This is a genomic window from Rhodococcus sp. Leaf233, from assembly GCF_001426165.1.
Taxonomy (GTDB): Bacteria; Actinomycetota; Actinomycetes; order Mycobacteriales; family Mycobacteriaceae; genus Rhodococcoides; species Rhodococcoides fascians.
In genome coordinates this window covers 66,250-82,486 of the sequence record NZ_LMRO01000004.1, presented here as the reverse complement: position 1 = coordinate 82,486, position 16,237 = coordinate 66,250, and the positions used below count along the sequence as shown (strand labels likewise).

The following is a 16,237-nucleotide window of genomic DNA, read 5'->3' as shown; positions in this document are numbered from 1 at the left end:
ACAGATGGTCGACGCACGCTAAGGTGACCCCGTGAACAATCGGGTGACGATGGCCGACGTCGCGGCGTCTGCGGGAGTCTCCACCATGAGCGTCTCGTACACCTACAACCAGCCCGACCGCGTCTCGCCTGCCACCCGAGACCGCGTCCACGCAGCGGCGGCGGCCCTCGGATACGCAGGTCCCAACCGTGCGGCACGCTCGCTCCGCAGCGGAAAGCACAACAGCGTCGGCGTCGTACTCGGTGAAAAACTCACCTATGCCTTCGAGGATCCCCAGGCCCGACGGTTCCTCTCGGGCATCGCCGACGCGTGTCTCGACGCCGACACCGCGCTGGTGATGTTGCCGAACCTGCACCGCGACAGCGATATTGCGAGAATTCGCGACGCGCAGGTCGACGGCTATGTCGTCTGGACCACCGGCGTCGACGACCCCGTCCTCGACGTGCTCGTCGGCACCGGTCGACCCACCTGCGTCCAGGGCGGCCCTCAGCATCCGGGATTGCACTCCATCGGAATCGACGACCGCGCGGCCGCCGACGCGATCGCCACCATTGCTCTGCGCAATCGGCGTCGGCCCGCGATAGTTGCACTGCGACCCGATTCGCGACGCGAATCGACGGTGGTGCGCGGCGCCGACGCGTCGGGCATCTCGATGCCGGTGACCCGCGCACGACTCGAGGGCTACCGCGATGCGTGCGTGCGTCGAGGAATCGAGTGGTCGACGGTACCGACGCTGTTCACCACCCACAATTCGCGCGAAGAGGGCACACGGGCAGCACGACTGTTGTTGCGCGACAACGTCGTCGATGTGATATTCGCGATGAGCGACGAACTCGCCTTCGGCGCACTCGACGCGGCGACGGGTGCCGGAATCGACATTCCCGGCCACGTCGCGCTGACCGGATGGGACGACTCCTCTGCAGCGGCGGCGGCCCACTTGACCACCGTCGCGCAATCGTTGTTCGACCAGGGCCGAGCGGCGGCCCGGTGGGTGCTCGGTCTCAGCGACACGGTCGACGCGGCGGTGTGGAACGTCGAGACGCGAGGGTCGACGGGCACGCTGTGTGAGGGCCAGTAAAAAGGGCGTGCTCCCCGTTTATAGGCGTTAAGCAAACTCTTCGGATAGTATCGCCGGTGGCCGTCCGGCTACGAGGGGGCACTGTGAGTCGAGAACACGACACGCCGCTCCGCCGTGCCGACCCCAACCCGACGCTCGACGCCCTCACCGGGCTTGCGAACCGGGACGAAATCCTGGCCACCATCACCGCCGCGCTGGTCGACCTAGGCCCTGACCAGCACTTCAGCGTCCTCCTCGTCGACATCGACGGCTTCCGTGAATTCAACGACGCGCTCGGACCGGCCCAGGGCGACGAGCTGCTGTGCATGGTCGCCGACCGACTCACCGCATCGACTCGACCCGGCGACACCATCGGCCGACTCACCGGGGACGAATTCGTCATCGTCGCCTACGGCTGCCATTCCCTGGCAGCCCGAGCGATGGCCGCGGGATTCGCCAGCATCTTCGAGCCCCCCTTCGAGCTCGGCGGCCGTCAACTCACCCTCACCGCCAGCGTCGGTGTCGCGTCCACCACCGGGAGCACCGATCGCGCCACCCAGCTGGTGCACAACGCGACCGCCGCGATGCATGCCGCCAAAGCCACCGGCCGCAACCGGCATCACATCTTCACCGACGAGCTGCACCACACCAACCGCACTCGGCTCGAGCTCCTCGAACGACTGCGCGGAGTCGCCATGACCGCGCGCGAGCTCACCATGGTCTACCAACCCATCGTCGAACTCGCGACCGGAGCCGTGGTCGGAGCCGAAGCCCTCGTTCGCTGGAACCACCCCGAACTCGGACTTCTGATGCCCGACGCCTTCATCCCCCTCGCCGAAGACAACGACCTGATAGTCCCCCTGAGCATGTGGATTCTCACCGACGTCGCGGCAACCATCGCCGACTGGCAATCCCGCGCGATCATGCTCCAAGTCGGTGTCAACGTCAGCCCCGCGCACTTCGCCGCAGGAACCCTGGCCACCGACGTCATCGACATCGTCGACACCCACGGCATCGAACGCGGTCGACTCGCACTCGAACTTGCCGAATCGCAGACGCTGCACGACCTCGACGCCGTGCACTACCAACTCCGCGACGTCCAACGCCACGGCGTCCTCATCGCCATCGACGACTTCGGCTCCGGTTTCTCCTCCCTCGAACGACTCGCCACCCTCCCCGTCGACATCCTCAAAATCGACAGATCCCTCACCCAACACCTCGACAGCACCAACCTGCACCGACGCCGCGCCATGACCACCCTCTGCACCGCCCTCGTCGACGTCACCACCACCCTCGGCAAAGACACCGTCATCGAAGGCATCGAGACCACCGAACAACTCCGAATCTGCACCGACATGGGCGTAACCTTCGGCCAAGGACACCTCCTCGGACGACCCATGCCCGTCGCCGAACTGGAGCAATACATCACCCGACACAGCAGCCACAGCGAATCCGCATGAGGAACCGAACGTGAAGATAGACAACGAAATTCAACGCTTCACCGACGCACCCCGGGCCCAACTCTCCACCATCAACCCCAACGGCACCCCACACCTGGTCCCCATCGTCTTCGCTGTCGCGCCCACCGGCGATCGCATCTACACAGCCATCGACTGGAAACCCAAAACCACCCAGAAACTGCAGCGACTCGAGAACATCCACGCCGACCCCGCTGTCAGCCTCATCGTCGACCACTACTCCGACGACTGGTCCCAACTCTGGTGGATCCGCGCCGACGGCAACGCCCGCATCGTCGACGCGGGAAGCGCCGAAGGCACAGTCGGTACCGACACCCTCGTCGCGAAATACATCCAATACACGAACAACCGACCCGAGGGGCCGGTCATCGTCATCGACAAACTGTCCTGGAGATCGTGGTCAGCTTCCTGATCGTTTTCCTCCTCTCCACAGCATCGCCCACCCCCCGGTTGAGCGTCTGACACCACTACCGTCTGACACCACTACTGTCTGACCACTCAATGTGACATCCGGTGGCCCTTTCGACCGTCAATGGCACATTGAGTGGACTGCACATGGGTCGGAGGGCACCGAAAAACCAGTGGAATCGGCATTAGCAGGGAGTCAGACTGTCCCAATGGTCAGCAAACCTCCCGTTCGGATTGTCACCGACCGTCTCGTGGTTCGACGCGAGACGGCAGACGATGCTGTCGTCATTGCCGAAACGATCGAGCGAAATCGGGTCCGCCTGCTGCCGTGGCTCGGTTGGGCCACCGAGGACGCTGCAAACAGGTCGGCGCAGATCGTCCGCATCGCGGAAAGCCGGAAGCTGTGGGACGCCGACCAAATGTACGACTACGGGATTTTCGGTCGATCCACCAGCGCATTCCTGGGGAAGATTGCATTGCACCGACGAGTCGGACCGGGTGGGATCGAAATAGGGTACTGGCTCGACAGTGCAGCCGAGGGTGACGGCATCATCTCCGAAGCCACCGCGACCCTCACGCAAGAGGCATTGAAACTCGCCGACGTCGATCGCGTCGAAATTCATTGTGATGCAGCCAATTCGAGGAGTCGAGCCGTTCCGCGGCGGCTGGGTTTCGTCCTCGACAGGATCGAGCCGCGAGCTTTGGCCGCTGCGGCCGAAACCGGAGACCACATGATTTGGGTGTATCAGCCCGATCGGCGGTAGGACGGGTCGACGGTGACGTGGGGGCGCGGACGCGCGAGCGCCTGTCGGTACCGGGACCGCAGGTCGGAGAGAACACGTTCCGGATCGTCGCGAATATCGCTCGGCAGGTGAGTCACGACAATGATGCCGGCGTTCTGAGCGCGCTCCCGTCGTTCCACGGTGGCGCGGTGCGCCGCGGGTGACAGGTGATATTCGAGCGAGTCGATCTCCCAGTCGAGGGCGACGTCGTCGAGCCAATTGTCGGCCACCAGTAGCAACCTGCCCGACTCGTCGCGTACCGCGACATTGTGAGTCATCGGGGGAAGACCGCTGCGTGCGTACAACTTCTGCGCGTGTGCTTCGGCAACGGAGTGCGCGCCGGCGGCCAGTTCGCGAAGTACTCGACGAGGCATCGCGGTTCCACGCGTGGTGCCGGCGTCCAGTTCCTTCATGATCGCCTCGATCGTTGCGGCACCCCGCTGAACGACACTGGCAACGAGCGCCATGCACTGCTCGGCGTTCTTCATGCGGCGAATTGCGTCGCACAAACACCGAACAACCGGCGCGACGGGAAGACCCGACTTACTTTCCGCCGTTGGCATCCGCCACGTACGTTCCACCGCGGCGAAGCTCACGGACCTGCGGTGCTGCGCCTCGGGAATGAGCACGAACGTCTCCTCGAACGAGCCGGATGTACCGAGACCATGCAACGCCAGCCCGGCCCGACCACTGATGACGCCATCACGACCGCAGTAGATGGACGCGGCAACCGCCCGCTCCAAGGGCGTCAGCGAACGGTTCTTCAAGAACACCAGGCCAGGTAGCGCCCGTGACCAGATACCGTCCGGCAGCGTGCGCCGAACAATCGTCTTCGACGCGACGCCGAGTTCGAGAAGATGAGCAGTCCGCACCAGCCCGCGATCCGATGCGGCCGCAATTACCCTCGCATCGACCCGTGCGCCGCCCCTCTTCATACAGACGATCCTGCACGCTCGGCCGGACACCGATCGCACCCGACGTCGCACTATCAACAGCCCTGTGGATAACCGAATACCTGTGGACAAACGCATACAGGAGGGGTCGCCCACACTCTGACTCGAGCACGGCCAGGCGCGCTCTCGTGACCGGCCGCGAGTCCACTCGATGTGCCATTGACTGCCGGAAAGGCCACCAAATGTCACATTGAGTGGACGGCGGGGCGGCAACAGGCAACCCACCCACCTCAGCGGGGATACCGTCTATCTTGCAACTCGTGCGTTCTTATTTCGGGAGTGAGACATGACGGCGACAGCAGTTCCCTCGGATCGGTCGGGTACCACGGCACCACGGTCGTTTTCGCCGCCGCAGCGCGGTCGGTTGAGTGAGGTTCCGCATATAGCGGGGCTGGTGCTCGGTGTGTTCGCGGCGGCGTTGTTTCTGTGGAGTCTGTCGCCCACTTTGCGGTATCTGGTTCATGCGCCGCGGGAGTATGTCGACACGTATTACTTCGATGCTCCGGATACGAGTTTGTCGTGGGCGTTGGTTGTCGGGTTGTTGGCGGCGGCGTTGGCGAGTCGGAAGCGTATTGCGTGGTGGTTGCTGACGATTTATTTGGTGTTGTTGGCGATCACGAATGTCGCGGAGGGCATCGAGGACAAGAACGTCAGTTCGTGGATTGCGTTGGCGGTTCATGTCGTCGTGACGGGTCTGCTGATCGCGTCGCGCAAGGAGTTCTACACGCGGGTTCGGCGCGGTGCGGTGTGGAAGGCGCTCGGGGTGCTCGTGCTGGGAGCGGCCGTCGGCACGATTGTCGGGTGGGCGTTGGTGGCGTTGTTCCCGGGTTCGTTGCCGGAGGGTCAGACGTTCCTGTGGGCGTTCAACAGGGTGACGGCGTTGGCGACGGTGGACAACGAGCAGTTCGACGGTAGGCCGAACGGTTTCGTCAATACGGCGTTGGGACTGTTCGGAGCGCTGGCGTTGCTCGGTGCCGTGGTCACGTTGTTCCGGTCGCAACGGTCGAGCAATGCGTTGACCGGGCGCGACGAGTCGGCTCTGCGCGGCCTGCTCGACAAGTGGGGTGCCGACGATTCCCTCGGCTACTTCGCGACCCGCCGCGACAAGGGCGTCATCTTCGCCACCAGCGGCAAGGCGGCGGTGACGTATCGCGTCGAGGTCGGGGTGTGTCTGGCCAGTGGTGACCCGATCGGCAACCCCGAGGCGTGGCCACATGCGATATCCGAATGGCTCGACCTGGCCGAGAAGTACGGTTGGACCCCAGCTGTCATGGGGGCCAGCGAGATCGGGGCCACGGCCTACAAGCGCGCCGGCCTGAGTGTTCTCGAACTCGGCGACGAAGCGATCCTGAAAACCAAAGATTTCAACCTCAATGGACGCGAGATGCGTCCCGTGCGTCAGGCCGTCAACCGGGCTCGCAAAGCGGGTGTCGTGGTCACCGTGCGTCGTCATCGCGATATTTCTGCCGAGGAGATGGACGAGATCATTGCGTGCGCGGACGCGTGGCGCGATACCGAGACCGAGCGTGGTTTCTCGATGGCGCTGGGCCGGTTGGGCGATCCGCTCGACGGCGATTGTCTTCTGGTGCAGGCAGTTCAGGGCGAGAAGATAGTCGGTGTTCTGTCGCTGGTGCCGTGGGGTCGGACCGGCGCGTCGTTGGACCTGATGCGCCGCGATCCGGCGTCGCCGAACGGTGTCATCGAGTTGATGGTGACCGAACTTGCCACCGGCGCAGATCATTTCGGTGTCAGCAAGATTTCGCTGAACTTCGCGGTGTTCCGTGCTGCGTTCGAGGAGGGTAGTCGGATCGGGGCCGGTCCGGTCCTGCGAATCTGGCGCAGCGTATTGGTGTTCTTCTCGCGCTGGTGGCAGCTCGAGGCGCTGTATCGCTCGAATGTGAAGTACTTGCCGGAATGGGAGCCGCGCTACCTGTGCTTCGCCGACAATCGGGTGCTGCCGAAGGTCGGTGTCGCGTCGGCCATCGCCGAAGGCTTCTTGACTCTGCCGACCTTTCGGCGCGCCTCGAAGCACACCGGGTCCCACGTCGCGGTGCCGGCAGCGTTGGTCGACGCCGAGGACATTCATCCCGACGGCAGCGGACCCGAGACTCCCGCAGACGACACCGTGCCCGGCCGCAAACGTCCCGACCAGGTACGCGTGCGCATGGCCAAACTCGATCGTCTCGAAAGTGACGGCATCGGGGGCTATCCCGTCGCCTATCCCCCGACACACACCGTCGGTGAAGCGGCGGCTTCGCCCCAGGGCACGACCGTCCGAATTGCGGGTCGAATACTGCGCATTCGCGACTACGGCGGCGTGTCGTTCGCCGTCATCCGGGACTGGTCGGCCGATATTCAGGTGCTGTTCGACCGCGAACGCGTCGGCGACAGAATCGAGGAATTCGATGCCGACTTCGACCTGGGTGACCTCATCGAAGTCAGTGGCACCATCGGATACAGCAGGCGTGGTGAGCTGTCGCTGCTCGCCACCGAGTGGCGAATGAACGCCAAATGCCTGCACCCTCTACCCGACAAGTACCGCGGTCTGACCGATCCGGAAGCGCGAGTACGGCAGCGGTACGTGGACCTGGCGATCAACCGCGATGCGCGCGCGCTGATGATCGCACGCTCGAATGTGGTGAAGTCGCTTCGTGATTCACTGAGCGATCGCGGCTACATGGAGGTCGAGACACCGATCCTGCAGCAGGTACACGGCGGTGCGAACGCTGCCCCGTTCGTCACCCACATCAATGCCTACAACCTGGATCTGTACCTGCGCATCGCACCGGAGCTCTATCTCAAGCGGCTGTGCGTCGGCGGCATGGAGAAGGTCTTCGAGATCGGGCGAGTGTTCCGCAACGAGGGAGCGGACTTCAAGCACAATCCGGAGTTCACGATCCTCGAGGCGTACGAGGCACACAGTGACTACGAGCGCGCAATGGTGTTGTGCCGCGAACTGATTCAGCGTGCAGCCGTGGCAGCGCACGGCCGCGAAATCATTCTGCGTCCCGACGGCCCGGACGGCGAGATGATCGAGATCGACATCTCCGGAGAATGGCCCGTCAAGACACTGCACGGTGCCGTCGCCGAAAAATTGGGTGTCCCCGTCGAGCCGTCGACGCCCCTGGACGAGCTGCAGCGGCTGTGCGACGAGAACGACATCCCCTACGAGAAGTCGTGGGATGCGGGTGCCGTCGCCCAGGGCATGTACGAGCACCTGGTGGAGGACTACACCGAATTTCCCACCTTCTACAAGGACTTCCCGACGTCGATGTCGCCGTTGACGAGACCGCATCGGAGCATCCCCGGCGTCGCCGAAAAGTGGGACCTGGTGGCGTGGGGGGTCGAACTGGGCACGGCCTACAGCGAGCTGACCGATCCCGTCGATCAACGTCGACGCCTCACCGAGCAGTCGTTGCTGGCTGCGGGTGGCGACGAAGAAGCGATGAGCTTGGACGAGGACTTCCTGCAGGCGCTCGAGCACGGGATGCCCCCGACCGGCGGCCTCGGAATGGGCGTCGACCGCGTCGTCATGCTCATCACCGGCGGCAGCATTCGCGAGACACTCGCATTTCCGCTGGCCAAACCGCGACAATGACGGTCTTCCCGAGGCGATCCTCCACGGGAAAGTTGCAAAACGGGGCGAATGGTGGAAACTGGAGGCTTAAACAAACTTCGAGTAGGCAATGCATGGTGGGGACGAAAACATGGATCACGGGAATCGAACCGAGCGCGAGGCATTGTTTCCCGTGAAACATCCTCCCGGGCGGTACATCGAAGTGGACGGCCAACGTCTGCATCTGTTCGTCCGGGGAACCGGCCCCACGATCGTTCTCTGCGGCGGCCTGGGCAGTAACTGGTTCGACTGGAACGACACCGTCGATATCTTGAGCGCCCGACATCATGTCGTGGTTCTCGACCGCCCCGGCTTCGGACTCAGCGACCCTCTGCCCGATGGCGCCACTCCCACCGTCCGCGGCGAGGCCGACAGGATCGTCGGTGTCCTCGACGCGCTCGGTGTCACCGAGCCGGCCGTCGTCGCGGGTCACTCGATTGCCGGCTTCTACGCAGAAGCGGTGGCCCGGCTGTACCCGTCGCGCATACGTGGTGTTCTTCTCCTGGACTCGAGCGCCGAGTCCGACCCCCGCCGCATCCTTCCGGCGGCTCTGCGAGTGCGCGCAGCGCATTCCCTGTCGACGCTCCTGAGCCGCACGGGCCTTCAGCGTCTCGTCGGCCCGCGCGTCCGACCGATACTCAACCAGGCGACGCCACCCGACGGCACACCGAAGGACGTCGTCGACTGGGTCGACGACATCTACCGCAGGCCCACCTATCTCACGGCTGCACTCGTCGAAGATGTCGTCTACCCGGACCTCGCGGCCGAACTGAACCGACTTCGGAAGCGATTGCCACTGGTCGTTCCCGTTATCGTCGCGGCCGCCCACACCGGACGCCCGTCCCCGTGGGGACGCAGATGGATCAAGACCCAGCGCAAGCTGGCCACATACTTGCGAGCCGATTTCACCGTCGTCATACCCGCCCATCACCACGCCATGATCGACAAACCCGCCGAGGTTGCGGCGCTCATCACCGAACTGGTGTGAACCTCTCCCGTCGACGCACGTAACGTGTGTCGACGAGCCCGTAGCCCAAGACCCGAGCCGAAGCTCGGCGATGGCGCGGTAGCACGAGAGGAAATTGAAGATGGTTGCGATCAGCACAACGCAAGGTCGACAGTCGAAGATGCTCGGTCTGGGCGTTCACCGCCCCGAACGAATAGTCACCAACGATGAGATCTGCGAGTTCATCGACTCCAGCGACGAGTGGATTCAGACGCGATCGGGCATCAAGAACCGCCGATTCGCCGACCCCGAAGAAAACGTCGTCCAGATGTCGATCTCGGCAGGCCGAAAAGCACTCGAAGCCAGCGGCATCTCCGCCGAGCAGGTCGACACCGTCATCGTCGCGACCTCCACACACCTCGAACTGACACCCCAAGCAGCCGCCAAGGTTGCCCACGGACTCGGCACCAAAGGACCGGCCGCGTTCGACATCTGCGCCGGATGCGCAGGCTTCTGCTACGCACTCGCCGTCGCATCGGACCTGGTCAAGGCCGGAACCTCGCAGTACGTCCTCGTCATCGGAGCCGAGCAGCTCAGCGTCACCACCGACCCGTACGACCGCACCACCCGCTTCATCTTCGCCGACGGCGCCGGAGCCGTAGTCGTCGGACAGAGCGACGAAACCGAAATCGGACCCGCCGTATGGGGATCCGACGGCTCGCAGTCCGACGCCATCGTGCAGACCACGGACTGGTACGAATACATCACGACAGCCGACATGGAACGGCCCTGGATCAGGATGAACGGAATCTCCGTCTTCCGCTGGGCTGCATTCGAGATGGGCAAGGCCGCGCAGAAGGTACTCGACGTCGCCGGCATCAAAACCGACGAACTGCACGCCTTCATCCCGCACCAGGCCAACAGCCGCATCACCGATCTGCTGGCGAAGAGCCTCAACCTGGACGAGGGCACCGCCGTCGCCAACGACATCGCCGAAACCGGCAACACCTCCGCGGCGTCCATCCCCCTGGCAATGGAAGAACTACTGCGCACCGGAAAAGCCAAAGCAGGCGACACAGCGCTGCTCCTCGCCTTCGGTGCGGGACTGTCCTACGCCGGACAAGTCGTCAAACTCCCGAAGTTGTAATCACTCCACCCGTCCGCAGCCCACACCCACCCGCAGTCCACCTATCCGCAGTCCACTCGATGTGACATTCAGTGGCCTTTTCGGCAGTCAATGTCACGTTGAGTGGACTCGGGCCGGGTGGGGTGGGTGCGGGTGGACTCGGGCCGGGTGGGCGGTCCGCCGAAGGTCTGGCCGAGTCAGCTCTCGGGTCGTAGTGTTGGTTCATGCCCAAGCCTCCGTTGCCCATTGATGCTGTCGAGTTGCTGAAGAAGGCGAATCCCGCCGTCATGGCGGTGGTTCGTGCCGATGGAACTCCGATCACCGCGCCCACGTGGTATTTGTGGGAGGACGGGAAGATCGTGCTCAATTTCGATGCCTCGCGTAAGCGGCTGGAGCACATTCGGGCGAATCCCAAGGTCTCGATTTCGGTGATGGACGAGGCCAGTTGGTATACGCATGTGACGGTGCACGGTTCGATCGAATTGCAGGACGACCCGGATCTGGTGGATATCGATCGCATCGCGACGCATTACACCGGCGAGCGGTATCCGGTTCGCGATCAGCCGCGCGTGACCGGTTACGTGACCGTCGACGCGTATGTGGGCTGGGGCAAGGTCGGTTCGTAGACGTCGCGTTGCCGCTTGCGACGGCCCAATTCAGGTGCAAGACTCCCGCAATGGTCAATCCGCAGGGTGAAGGTAGCGACGCGTTCGAGAAGGACGAGCCGTACGGGGGTCAGCAGTACCCGCCGTATCAGGACCCGAACACGAGCTACCAGAACCCGCAGCACGGACAACCTCAGTACCCGAACCCTCAGTACGGACAACCCCAATACGGACAACCCCAGTACGGACAGCCGCAATACGGTCAGGCCCCGTATGTCGGAGCGGGTTTTCGGCCGGCACCCGCCACGAACACGTTGGCGATCGTGTCGCTCGTGTTGGCGGTGTTGGGTCTGACGTTCATCCCGCTGATCGCGTCGGTGTGTGCGGTGGTGTGTGGCCACGTTGCGAAGGGCCAGATCAAGCGCACCGGCGAGGGCGGGTCAGGATTTGCGACGGCAGGTCTGATCGTCGGCTACGTGTCGGTTGCCCTGTTCGTCCTCGTCGTGGCTGCTATTTTCATCTTCGCGATAGCAGCCTCGAATTCATCCACGTATTGAGTTCGGTTGCTGCGCCAGTCGGCCGTTCATCGCTGCGGCCCACAGGCCGGCGATGACTGCCAACGCAATGACGAACAGCGCCAAGGCGTTCCATCCGAGTGACTGAAAGACCACTCCGCCGAGCCAGCCCACGACGGACGATCCTCCGTAGTAGAACAGGTTGTACAGCGATGTCGCCTGCGCCCGTCCGTGGACGGCTCGCTGGCCGGTCCATCCCGACGCGATGGCGTGGGCGGCGAAGAATCCCATTGTGAAGATCACCAGCCCGGTGAGGATCACGGCCAGGTTCGACGCCATCGTCAGTGCGACTCCGACGATCATGGTAGCGGTCGATCCGGCGAGGACGATCGACCGGCCGTGCTTCGTCGCCAACTTCCCCGCCACTCGCGAGGACACCGTGCCACTGAGGTAGGCCACGAAGATCAGGCTGATCAGAGACTGTGGAAGTCCGAAAGGTGCTGCCTCGAGCCGGAATCCGAGGAAGTTGTAGACCGCGACGAATCCTCCCATCAGCAGGAACCCCTGGCCGTACAGCGCCAGCATCCCCGGCTCTCGAAGATTCACCCACAACCGACCGGGTAGGTCACCGATCTTGCTGTGCACGAGGGTGGTTCGCGGCCGCGGTGCCAACCACACGAACAGTCCTGCTGCCAGCGCCGCGATCACCGACACCGTGAGGGTTCCGATTCGCCAATTGGTCTGTTCTGCAACGGGTCCTGAGACTATTCGCCCCAGCAGCCCGCCGAGCGTCGTACCGGACACGTAGGTCGCCGCTGCCAGCGCGGTGTGATTGCGGTGCACCTCCTCGCTGAGATAGGCGATCGCGATGGCCGGAAGTCCACCCAGCGCAGCACCTTCGAAGAACCGCAGGACCAGCAGCACCTCGAGAGAAGGCGACAGAGGCACCAGCAAACCCAGTGTCGTCGCGACGAGTATCGAGGCGGTCATCGCTCGAACGCGTCCGATTCGGTCGGCCGCTACCGACCACGGAATGACCGACACCGCGACGCCGACGGTCGCCAGGCCGACGGCAAGCGAGGACTGAGACGGAGTGATGTCGAGACTGGACGCGATCAGCGGCAGAATCCCCTGTACCGAGTAGAGCTGCGCGAACGTCGCCACTCCGGCGAACAGCAGCGCCAGCACGAGACGCCGGTACTCGGTCGATCCCTTGGGATGCCCCTCCCACTCCAGGACCTCGGGCTGCGTCGTAGTCATGTCCAAGACGTTAGAAGCGCTCACGGTATACGTCCAATGCATGAGACCTCAGCGATCGATACGTCAGCGATATGCTTCGCTCATGCGCCGCGAGACCACCGAGCTGCTGCCGCTTCTGCCGACCCTGGTCGCGGTGGCGGACACCGAGCACATCACCGACGCCGCCCACGTCCTGGGAGTCCCGCAACCCACCGTCAGTCGGCAGGTCGCCCGCGCGTCGGCGATCCTCGGCGTCGACATCGTGGAACGACGGGGCCGCGGCATCGTGCTGACCAGTACCGGCCGCGTCCTCATCCCGTATCTTCAACGAGCCCTGAGCGACATCGACGCCGGTATCGACGCCATGACCGAGCACGACGCCCGAGCGCGTGGCCGCATCGCCGTTGCGTTCCAGAACACACTCGGTGAGGACGTCGTGCCCGCACTGATCCGGCACTTTCGCGTCGACCATCCCGCGGTGACGTTCGATCTCGACCAAGGCGCACGCGCACGCTGCCTGGATCGCCTCGCAGACCGCACGTCCGACCTGGCGTTCGTGTCTTTGAGCGCCGAACACACCGACACGAATTCCTTTCAGCTGTACGACGAGCGGCTGATGCTGGTGGTCCCCGAACATCACCGTCTCGCGTCGCGGACGACGGTCGATCTCGCCGATACCGCCGACGAGAACTACATCGCCATGGGCCACGGATACGGAATGCGCTCGATCTGTGACGAGCTGTGGGCCGATGCCGGATTCAGCCCGCGCATCGCGTTCGAGGGACAGGACACCCATACCGTGCGCGGACTCGTCGGCGCCGGCCTCGGCATCGCCATCCTGCCGCGGATCCGTGCACACGGCGCCGAGGGTGGAACGGTCGACGTGGGACTCACCCAACCGGCTGCGCGCAGGCGAATCGGCATGGTGTGGGAGCCGGGGACGGACATGCCCCGCCAGGTGGCGGCCTTCCGCTCGATGGTGCAACGCAGTGGACGCACACTCGTGATTAGGTGAGTCGATGCAACTGGTTCTGGTACGGCACGCCCTTCCGCGACGATCGGAGTCCTCGGCCGATCCCGATCTCGACGAACTGGGCGTCGAGCAATCCCGCAGAGTGCCCGATGCGCTGGCACGCTTCACGGTGTCCCGAGTCGTGTCGAGTTCGCAGCAACGCGCGATCCGGACCGCGCAGCCACTCGCCGAACGGCTCGGTCTCGAGATCACGACCGACGACCGTCTGACCGAGTACGACCGGGACTTCGGCGGCTACGTCCCGATCGAGGCCGCGAAGACCGAATTTCGCGACGCCTACGACCGCATCAAGGCCGGTCACCTACCCGAGCAGGTCGACGAGCAGGCCTTCCGCCGGCGAGTTCTCGACGGAGTGGACGATATCGTCTCGGCCGCCGCGCACTCCGATACCGTCGTCCTCTTCGCTCACGGCGGCGTCGTCAACATGCTGTTGCAAGACATTCTCCAGACCCCGAAAGTGCTCGGATTTCCCATCGACTACTGCTCGGTGACGCGTGTGCTCTTCTCCCGCAGCGGTGCCCGATCGGTCTCGTCGGTCAACGAGACCGCCCATGTGTGGGACCTGTTGCCGCGCAACCGACAATCCACAGAGACCTCTTAAAGTCCCTGGTAGAGGTGCAGAACGGCCGCTGTGGATCGCTCCGAGTGGTCGGTGCGGCCGGCGGTGGCAGTTAGCCTCGAAGTCATCATGGGTGAAATGCGTATCTTCCGACGTCCTGCCGTTGCTCTCGTCGCACTGGCGTTCCCTCTGGTGGCTGTGGGTGCGTTCGCACTCGGCACCGGCTACGACCTGGGCGGAGAATCGACCACGACGACCGCCGTTGTCGCAGACACTCAGCAGGCCCCGGCCGAGGCACAGCAGACGGCCGATCCCCTGTCCAAGGCCAGGAGCAGCCTCAACAGCGCCTCGCTCCCGATCACCTTTCTCTCCAGCGGCATCGGTCAGCTGACCGAAGGCGGAACGCAGCTCAACGACGGCGTCGGCCAGCTCGCCGACGGCATCACCCAGGCTCACGACGGAACCATCCAGCTCGCCGACGGTTTCGGCCAGTACCGCGACGGCATCGGCCAGCTCGGTGACGGCGCATCGCAGATCAGCGGGGGTGTCGACCAGGTCGTCGACCAGCTCGCCGGATTCGGAGCTCTGCAGGCCGACTTCACGGCAAAGCTCGCCGCCACGGCAGACACGGTCGATCGCTTCCCGCATCCGGGGTCCGACGCGATTTCCGGCGAGATCCGCGGAGTGATCGACAACCTCAACACTCAGGCGTTCGGTCCCGATACGCTCGCTCAGCTGCAGACCCTCAAGGGTGGTGCTCAGCAGCTGTCGACCGAACTGAACGACCCCAACAGTCAGTTCCTCGGTGCCACCGCGCAGCTCGGCGACGCAACCGTGCAGTTGCGTGACGGACTCGGCCAGCTCGACGACGGCGGGCAGCAACTCAAAGCCGGCACCGATCAGCTCGTGACGTCGGTGAAACCCGTCGAGGGAATCGTCAACGGCATCGCCACCAATGTGCGCGACGCCTCCGCCGCCCTCCCGGCAAAAGCGGCGGCCACGACCGATGACGCGACCTCCGACCAGAGCGTTGCAGCGACGGCGACGAGCACCGGTACCGGTGCCACCCCGTATCTGATTGCCGCCCTCGTGGCACTCGGAGCTCTCGGCTGCGTCAGCCTCGTGCGGGTCCTGGGCAGGGACACCAAGCCGCGGTGGCTCGCCGTCGGAGCGGCCGTCGCCGCAGTGGGTGTCAGCGCGGCCGTCGCATTCGCCTTCGCCACCGACGCCGCCCTCGGACCGGTGATCGGAGCCGGCGCGTTCCTCATCGTGTCGGCCGCGGCTTATCTCGCCACCGCAGGCGCAATTCAACGAGTCCTCGGTGCCGTCGTCGGGCAGATCGTCAACGTCGTCGCCCTCGTGGTGCAGGTCGTCGTCTGCGGATTCGCGTACGCATCGACGGCACCGATCTGGGGCGACCTCGCCGCCTTCATGCCGATGAGCTACACCGCCGCCGGTGCCCGCATCATCGCGTCGGGAGAGATGAGCGGGACCGGGTGGCTGGCGATCGGTGCCACGGTGGCGCTGCTTGCCGTCTCGGCACTCGTGTACGTCAGCGCGCGGGCAGGCTCAACCGACGGGCCGGAGCGGATGGATGGCGGGCGGGGCCGCGAGATGGGCACCGAATTCGCTTAGCGCCTGCTGCAGGTGCGGGGTCTGCATGTGGCCGTCGAGGTCCTCCTGCGACTTCCATACCTCGATGGTGATGAAGGTGCCCGGCTCGACCGCCGACTCGAACAACTTGTAGGAGACGTTGCCGCTCTCCTTGCGTGACTCGGCGACCAGAGCCACGAGCCCGTCGCGCACGGTGTCGATTGCGTCCGGCTTGGCGGTGATCGTCGCGACTACCTCGAGATCGTTGATCATGCGGAATCGGTTCCTTCGTTCGGCGAGACACACTCTTCCTCACCGAACGTACTC

Annotated in this window: 15 protein-coding genes; 12 read left to right on the top strand and 3 right to left on the bottom strand. The window is 64.3% G+C overall.

Annotation, left to right across the window (positions count from 1 at the left end; all coding sequences use genetic code 11):
- Positions 1-31 precede the first annotated feature (31 nt).
- The 4 genes from ASH04_RS07150 (at position 32) to ASH04_RS07135 (ending at position 3,707) form a co-directional block, all read left to right on the top strand.
- Positions 32-1,078 carry a substrate-binding domain-containing protein gene (locus ASH04_RS07150; RefSeq protein ID WP_235579957.1) on the top strand — a complete coding sequence of 349 codons (1,047 nt, stop codon included), beginning with the start codon at positions 32-34 and terminating at the stop codon, positions 1,076-1,078.
- Positions 1,079-1,161: 83 nt separating this feature from the next.
- A complete protein-coding gene (locus ASH04_RS07145; protein WP_057473163.1) occupies positions 1,162-2,517 on the top strand; it encodes a putative bifunctional diguanylate cyclase/phosphodiesterase in 1,356 nt (451 codons plus the stop codon).
- A gap of 10 nt (positions 2,518-2,527) precedes the next feature.
- A complete protein-coding gene (locus tag ASH04_RS07140; RefSeq protein ID WP_057473162.1) occupies positions 2,528-2,947 on the top strand; it encodes a TIGR03668 family PPOX class F420-dependent oxidoreductase in 420 nt (139 codons plus the stop codon).
- Between the two features lie 205 nt (positions 2,948-3,152).
- A complete protein-coding gene (locus tag ASH04_RS07135) occupies positions 3,153-3,707 on the top strand; it encodes a GNAT family N-acetyltransferase (protein ID WP_057473161.1) in 555 nt (184 codons plus the stop codon).
- Here ASH04_RS07135 and ASH04_RS07130 read toward each other — a convergent pair.
- Positions 3,689-4,660 (bottom strand): hypothetical protein, encoded by a 972-nt coding sequence (locus tag ASH04_RS07130; RefSeq protein ID WP_032367600.1) that lies wholly within the window; start codon positions 4,658-4,660, stop codon positions 3,689-3,691. The two genes, ASH04_RS07135 and ASH04_RS07130, sit on opposite strands and share 19 nt — an antisense overlap.
- Positions 4,661-4,964: 304 nt before the next feature.
- Between ASH04_RS07130 and lysX the strand changes: the two genes are divergently transcribed.
- From lysX to ASH04_RS27425, 5 genes are all read left to right on the top strand, one after another.
- Complete coding sequence (gene lysX / locus ASH04_RS07125; RefSeq protein WP_057473160.1) at positions 4,965-8,276, top strand: bifunctional lysylphosphatidylglycerol synthetase/lysine--tRNA ligase LysX; 3,312 nt, start codon at positions 4,965-4,967, stop codon at positions 8,274-8,276.
- A 109-nt stretch (positions 8,277-8,385) separates the two neighbouring features.
- On the top strand, positions 8,386-9,282 hold the full coding sequence (locus ASH04_RS07120; RefSeq protein ID WP_179273856.1) for an alpha/beta fold hydrolase: 897 nt from the start codon (positions 8,386-8,388) through the stop codon (positions 9,280-9,282).
- A 100-nt stretch (positions 9,283-9,382) separates the two neighbouring features.
- The gene (locus ASH04_RS07115; RefSeq protein ID WP_032373388.1) at positions 9,383-10,387 is read left to right on the top strand and encodes a beta-ketoacyl-ACP synthase III; all 1,005 of its coding nucleotides are present in this window, start codon (positions 9,383-9,385) and stop codon (positions 10,385-10,387) included.
- Between the two features lie 203 nt (positions 10,388-10,590).
- A complete protein-coding gene (locus ASH04_RS07110; RefSeq protein WP_057473159.1) occupies positions 10,591-10,992 on the top strand; it encodes a PPOX class F420-dependent oxidoreductase in 402 nt (133 codons plus the stop codon).
- A 50-nt stretch (positions 10,993-11,042) separates the two neighbouring features.
- Positions 11,043-11,528, top strand: coding sequence for a DUF4190 domain-containing protein (locus ASH04_RS27425; protein WP_027494967.1), 486 nt, complete (start codon positions 11,043-11,045; stop codon positions 11,526-11,528).
- Here ASH04_RS27425 and ASH04_RS07100 read toward each other — a convergent pair.
- Positions 11,514-12,746 carry an MFS transporter gene (locus ASH04_RS07100; protein ID WP_051365314.1) on the bottom strand — a complete coding sequence of 411 codons (1,233 nt, stop codon included), beginning with the start codon at positions 12,744-12,746 and terminating at the stop codon, positions 11,514-11,516. The two genes, ASH04_RS27425 and ASH04_RS07100, sit on opposite strands and share 15 nt — an antisense overlap.
- Positions 12,747-12,828: 82 nt before the next feature.
- Here ASH04_RS07100 and ASH04_RS07095 point away from each other — a divergent pair, with 82 nt between their 5' ends.
- From ASH04_RS07095 to ASH04_RS07085, 3 genes are all read left to right on the top strand, one after another.
- Positions 12,829-13,740 (top strand): LysR family transcriptional regulator, encoded by a 912-nt coding sequence (locus tag ASH04_RS07095; protein ID WP_176456975.1) that lies wholly within the window; start codon positions 12,829-12,831, stop codon positions 13,738-13,740.
- Between the two features lie 4 nt (positions 13,741-13,744).
- Positions 13,745-14,359, top strand: a complete 615-nt coding sequence (locus ASH04_RS07090) for a histidine phosphatase family protein (RefSeq protein ID WP_027494969.1) — start codon at positions 13,745-13,747, stop codon at positions 14,357-14,359.
- A gap of 96 nt (positions 14,360-14,455) precedes the next feature.
- Positions 14,456-15,952, top strand: a complete 1,497-nt coding sequence (locus ASH04_RS07085; RefSeq protein WP_235579956.1) for a phage infection protein — start codon at positions 14,456-14,458, stop codon at positions 15,950-15,952.
- On the opposite strand, the gene ASH04_RS07080 is transcribed toward ASH04_RS07085, so the two are convergent.
- Positions 15,887-16,180, bottom strand: coding sequence for a putative quinol monooxygenase (locus ASH04_RS07080; RefSeq protein WP_032367959.1), 294 nt, complete (start codon positions 16,178-16,180; stop codon positions 15,887-15,889). The genes ASH04_RS07085 and ASH04_RS07080 overlap by 66 nt on opposite strands.
- Between the last annotated feature and the right edge of the window lie 57 nt (positions 16,181-16,237).

What these genes read in the sequence shown, in the direction of transcription:
- ASH04_RS07130 (WP_032367600.1), bottom strand. Translation starts at nt 4,660, where the DNA reads ATGAAGAGGGGCGGCGCACGGGTCGATGCGAGGGTAATTGCGGCCGCA.
- ASH04_RS07095 (WP_176456975.1), top strand. Translation starts at nt 12,829, where the DNA reads ATGCGCCGCGAGACCACCGAGCTGCTGCCGCTTCTGCCGACCCTGGTC.
- ASH04_RS07135 (WP_057473161.1), top strand. Translation starts at nt 3,153, where the DNA reads ATGGTCAGCAAACCTCCCGTTCGGATTGTCACCGACCGTCTCGTGGTT.
- ASH04_RS27425 (WP_027494967.1), top strand. Translation starts at nt 11,043, where the DNA reads ATGGTCAATCCGCAGGGTGAAGGTAGCGACGCGTTCGAGAAGGACGAG.
- ASH04_RS07120 (WP_179273856.1), top strand. Translation starts at nt 8,386, where the DNA reads ATGGATCACGGGAATCGAACCGAGCGCGAGGCATTGTTTCCCGTGAAA.
- ASH04_RS07115 (WP_032373388.1), top strand. Translation starts at nt 9,383, where the DNA reads ATGGTTGCGATCAGCACAACGCAAGGTCGACAGTCGAAGATGCTCGGT.
- lysX (WP_057473160.1), top strand. Translation starts at nt 4,965, where the DNA reads ATGACGGCGACAGCAGTTCCCTCGGATCGGTCGGGTACCACGGCACCA.
- ASH04_RS07090 (WP_027494969.1), top strand. Translation starts at nt 13,745, where the DNA reads ATGCAACTGGTTCTGGTACGGCACGCCCTTCCGCGACGATCGGAGTCC.
- ASH04_RS07100 (WP_051365314.1), bottom strand. Translation starts at nt 12,746, where the DNA reads ATGACTACGACGCAGCCCGAGGTCCTGGAGTGGGAGGGGCATCCCAAG.
- ASH04_RS07110 (WP_057473159.1), top strand. Translation starts at nt 10,591, where the DNA reads ATGCCCAAGCCTCCGTTGCCCATTGATGCTGTCGAGTTGCTGAAGAAG.
- ASH04_RS07085 (WP_235579956.1), top strand. Translation starts at nt 14,456, where the DNA reads ATGCGTATCTTCCGACGTCCTGCCGTTGCTCTCGTCGCACTGGCGTTC.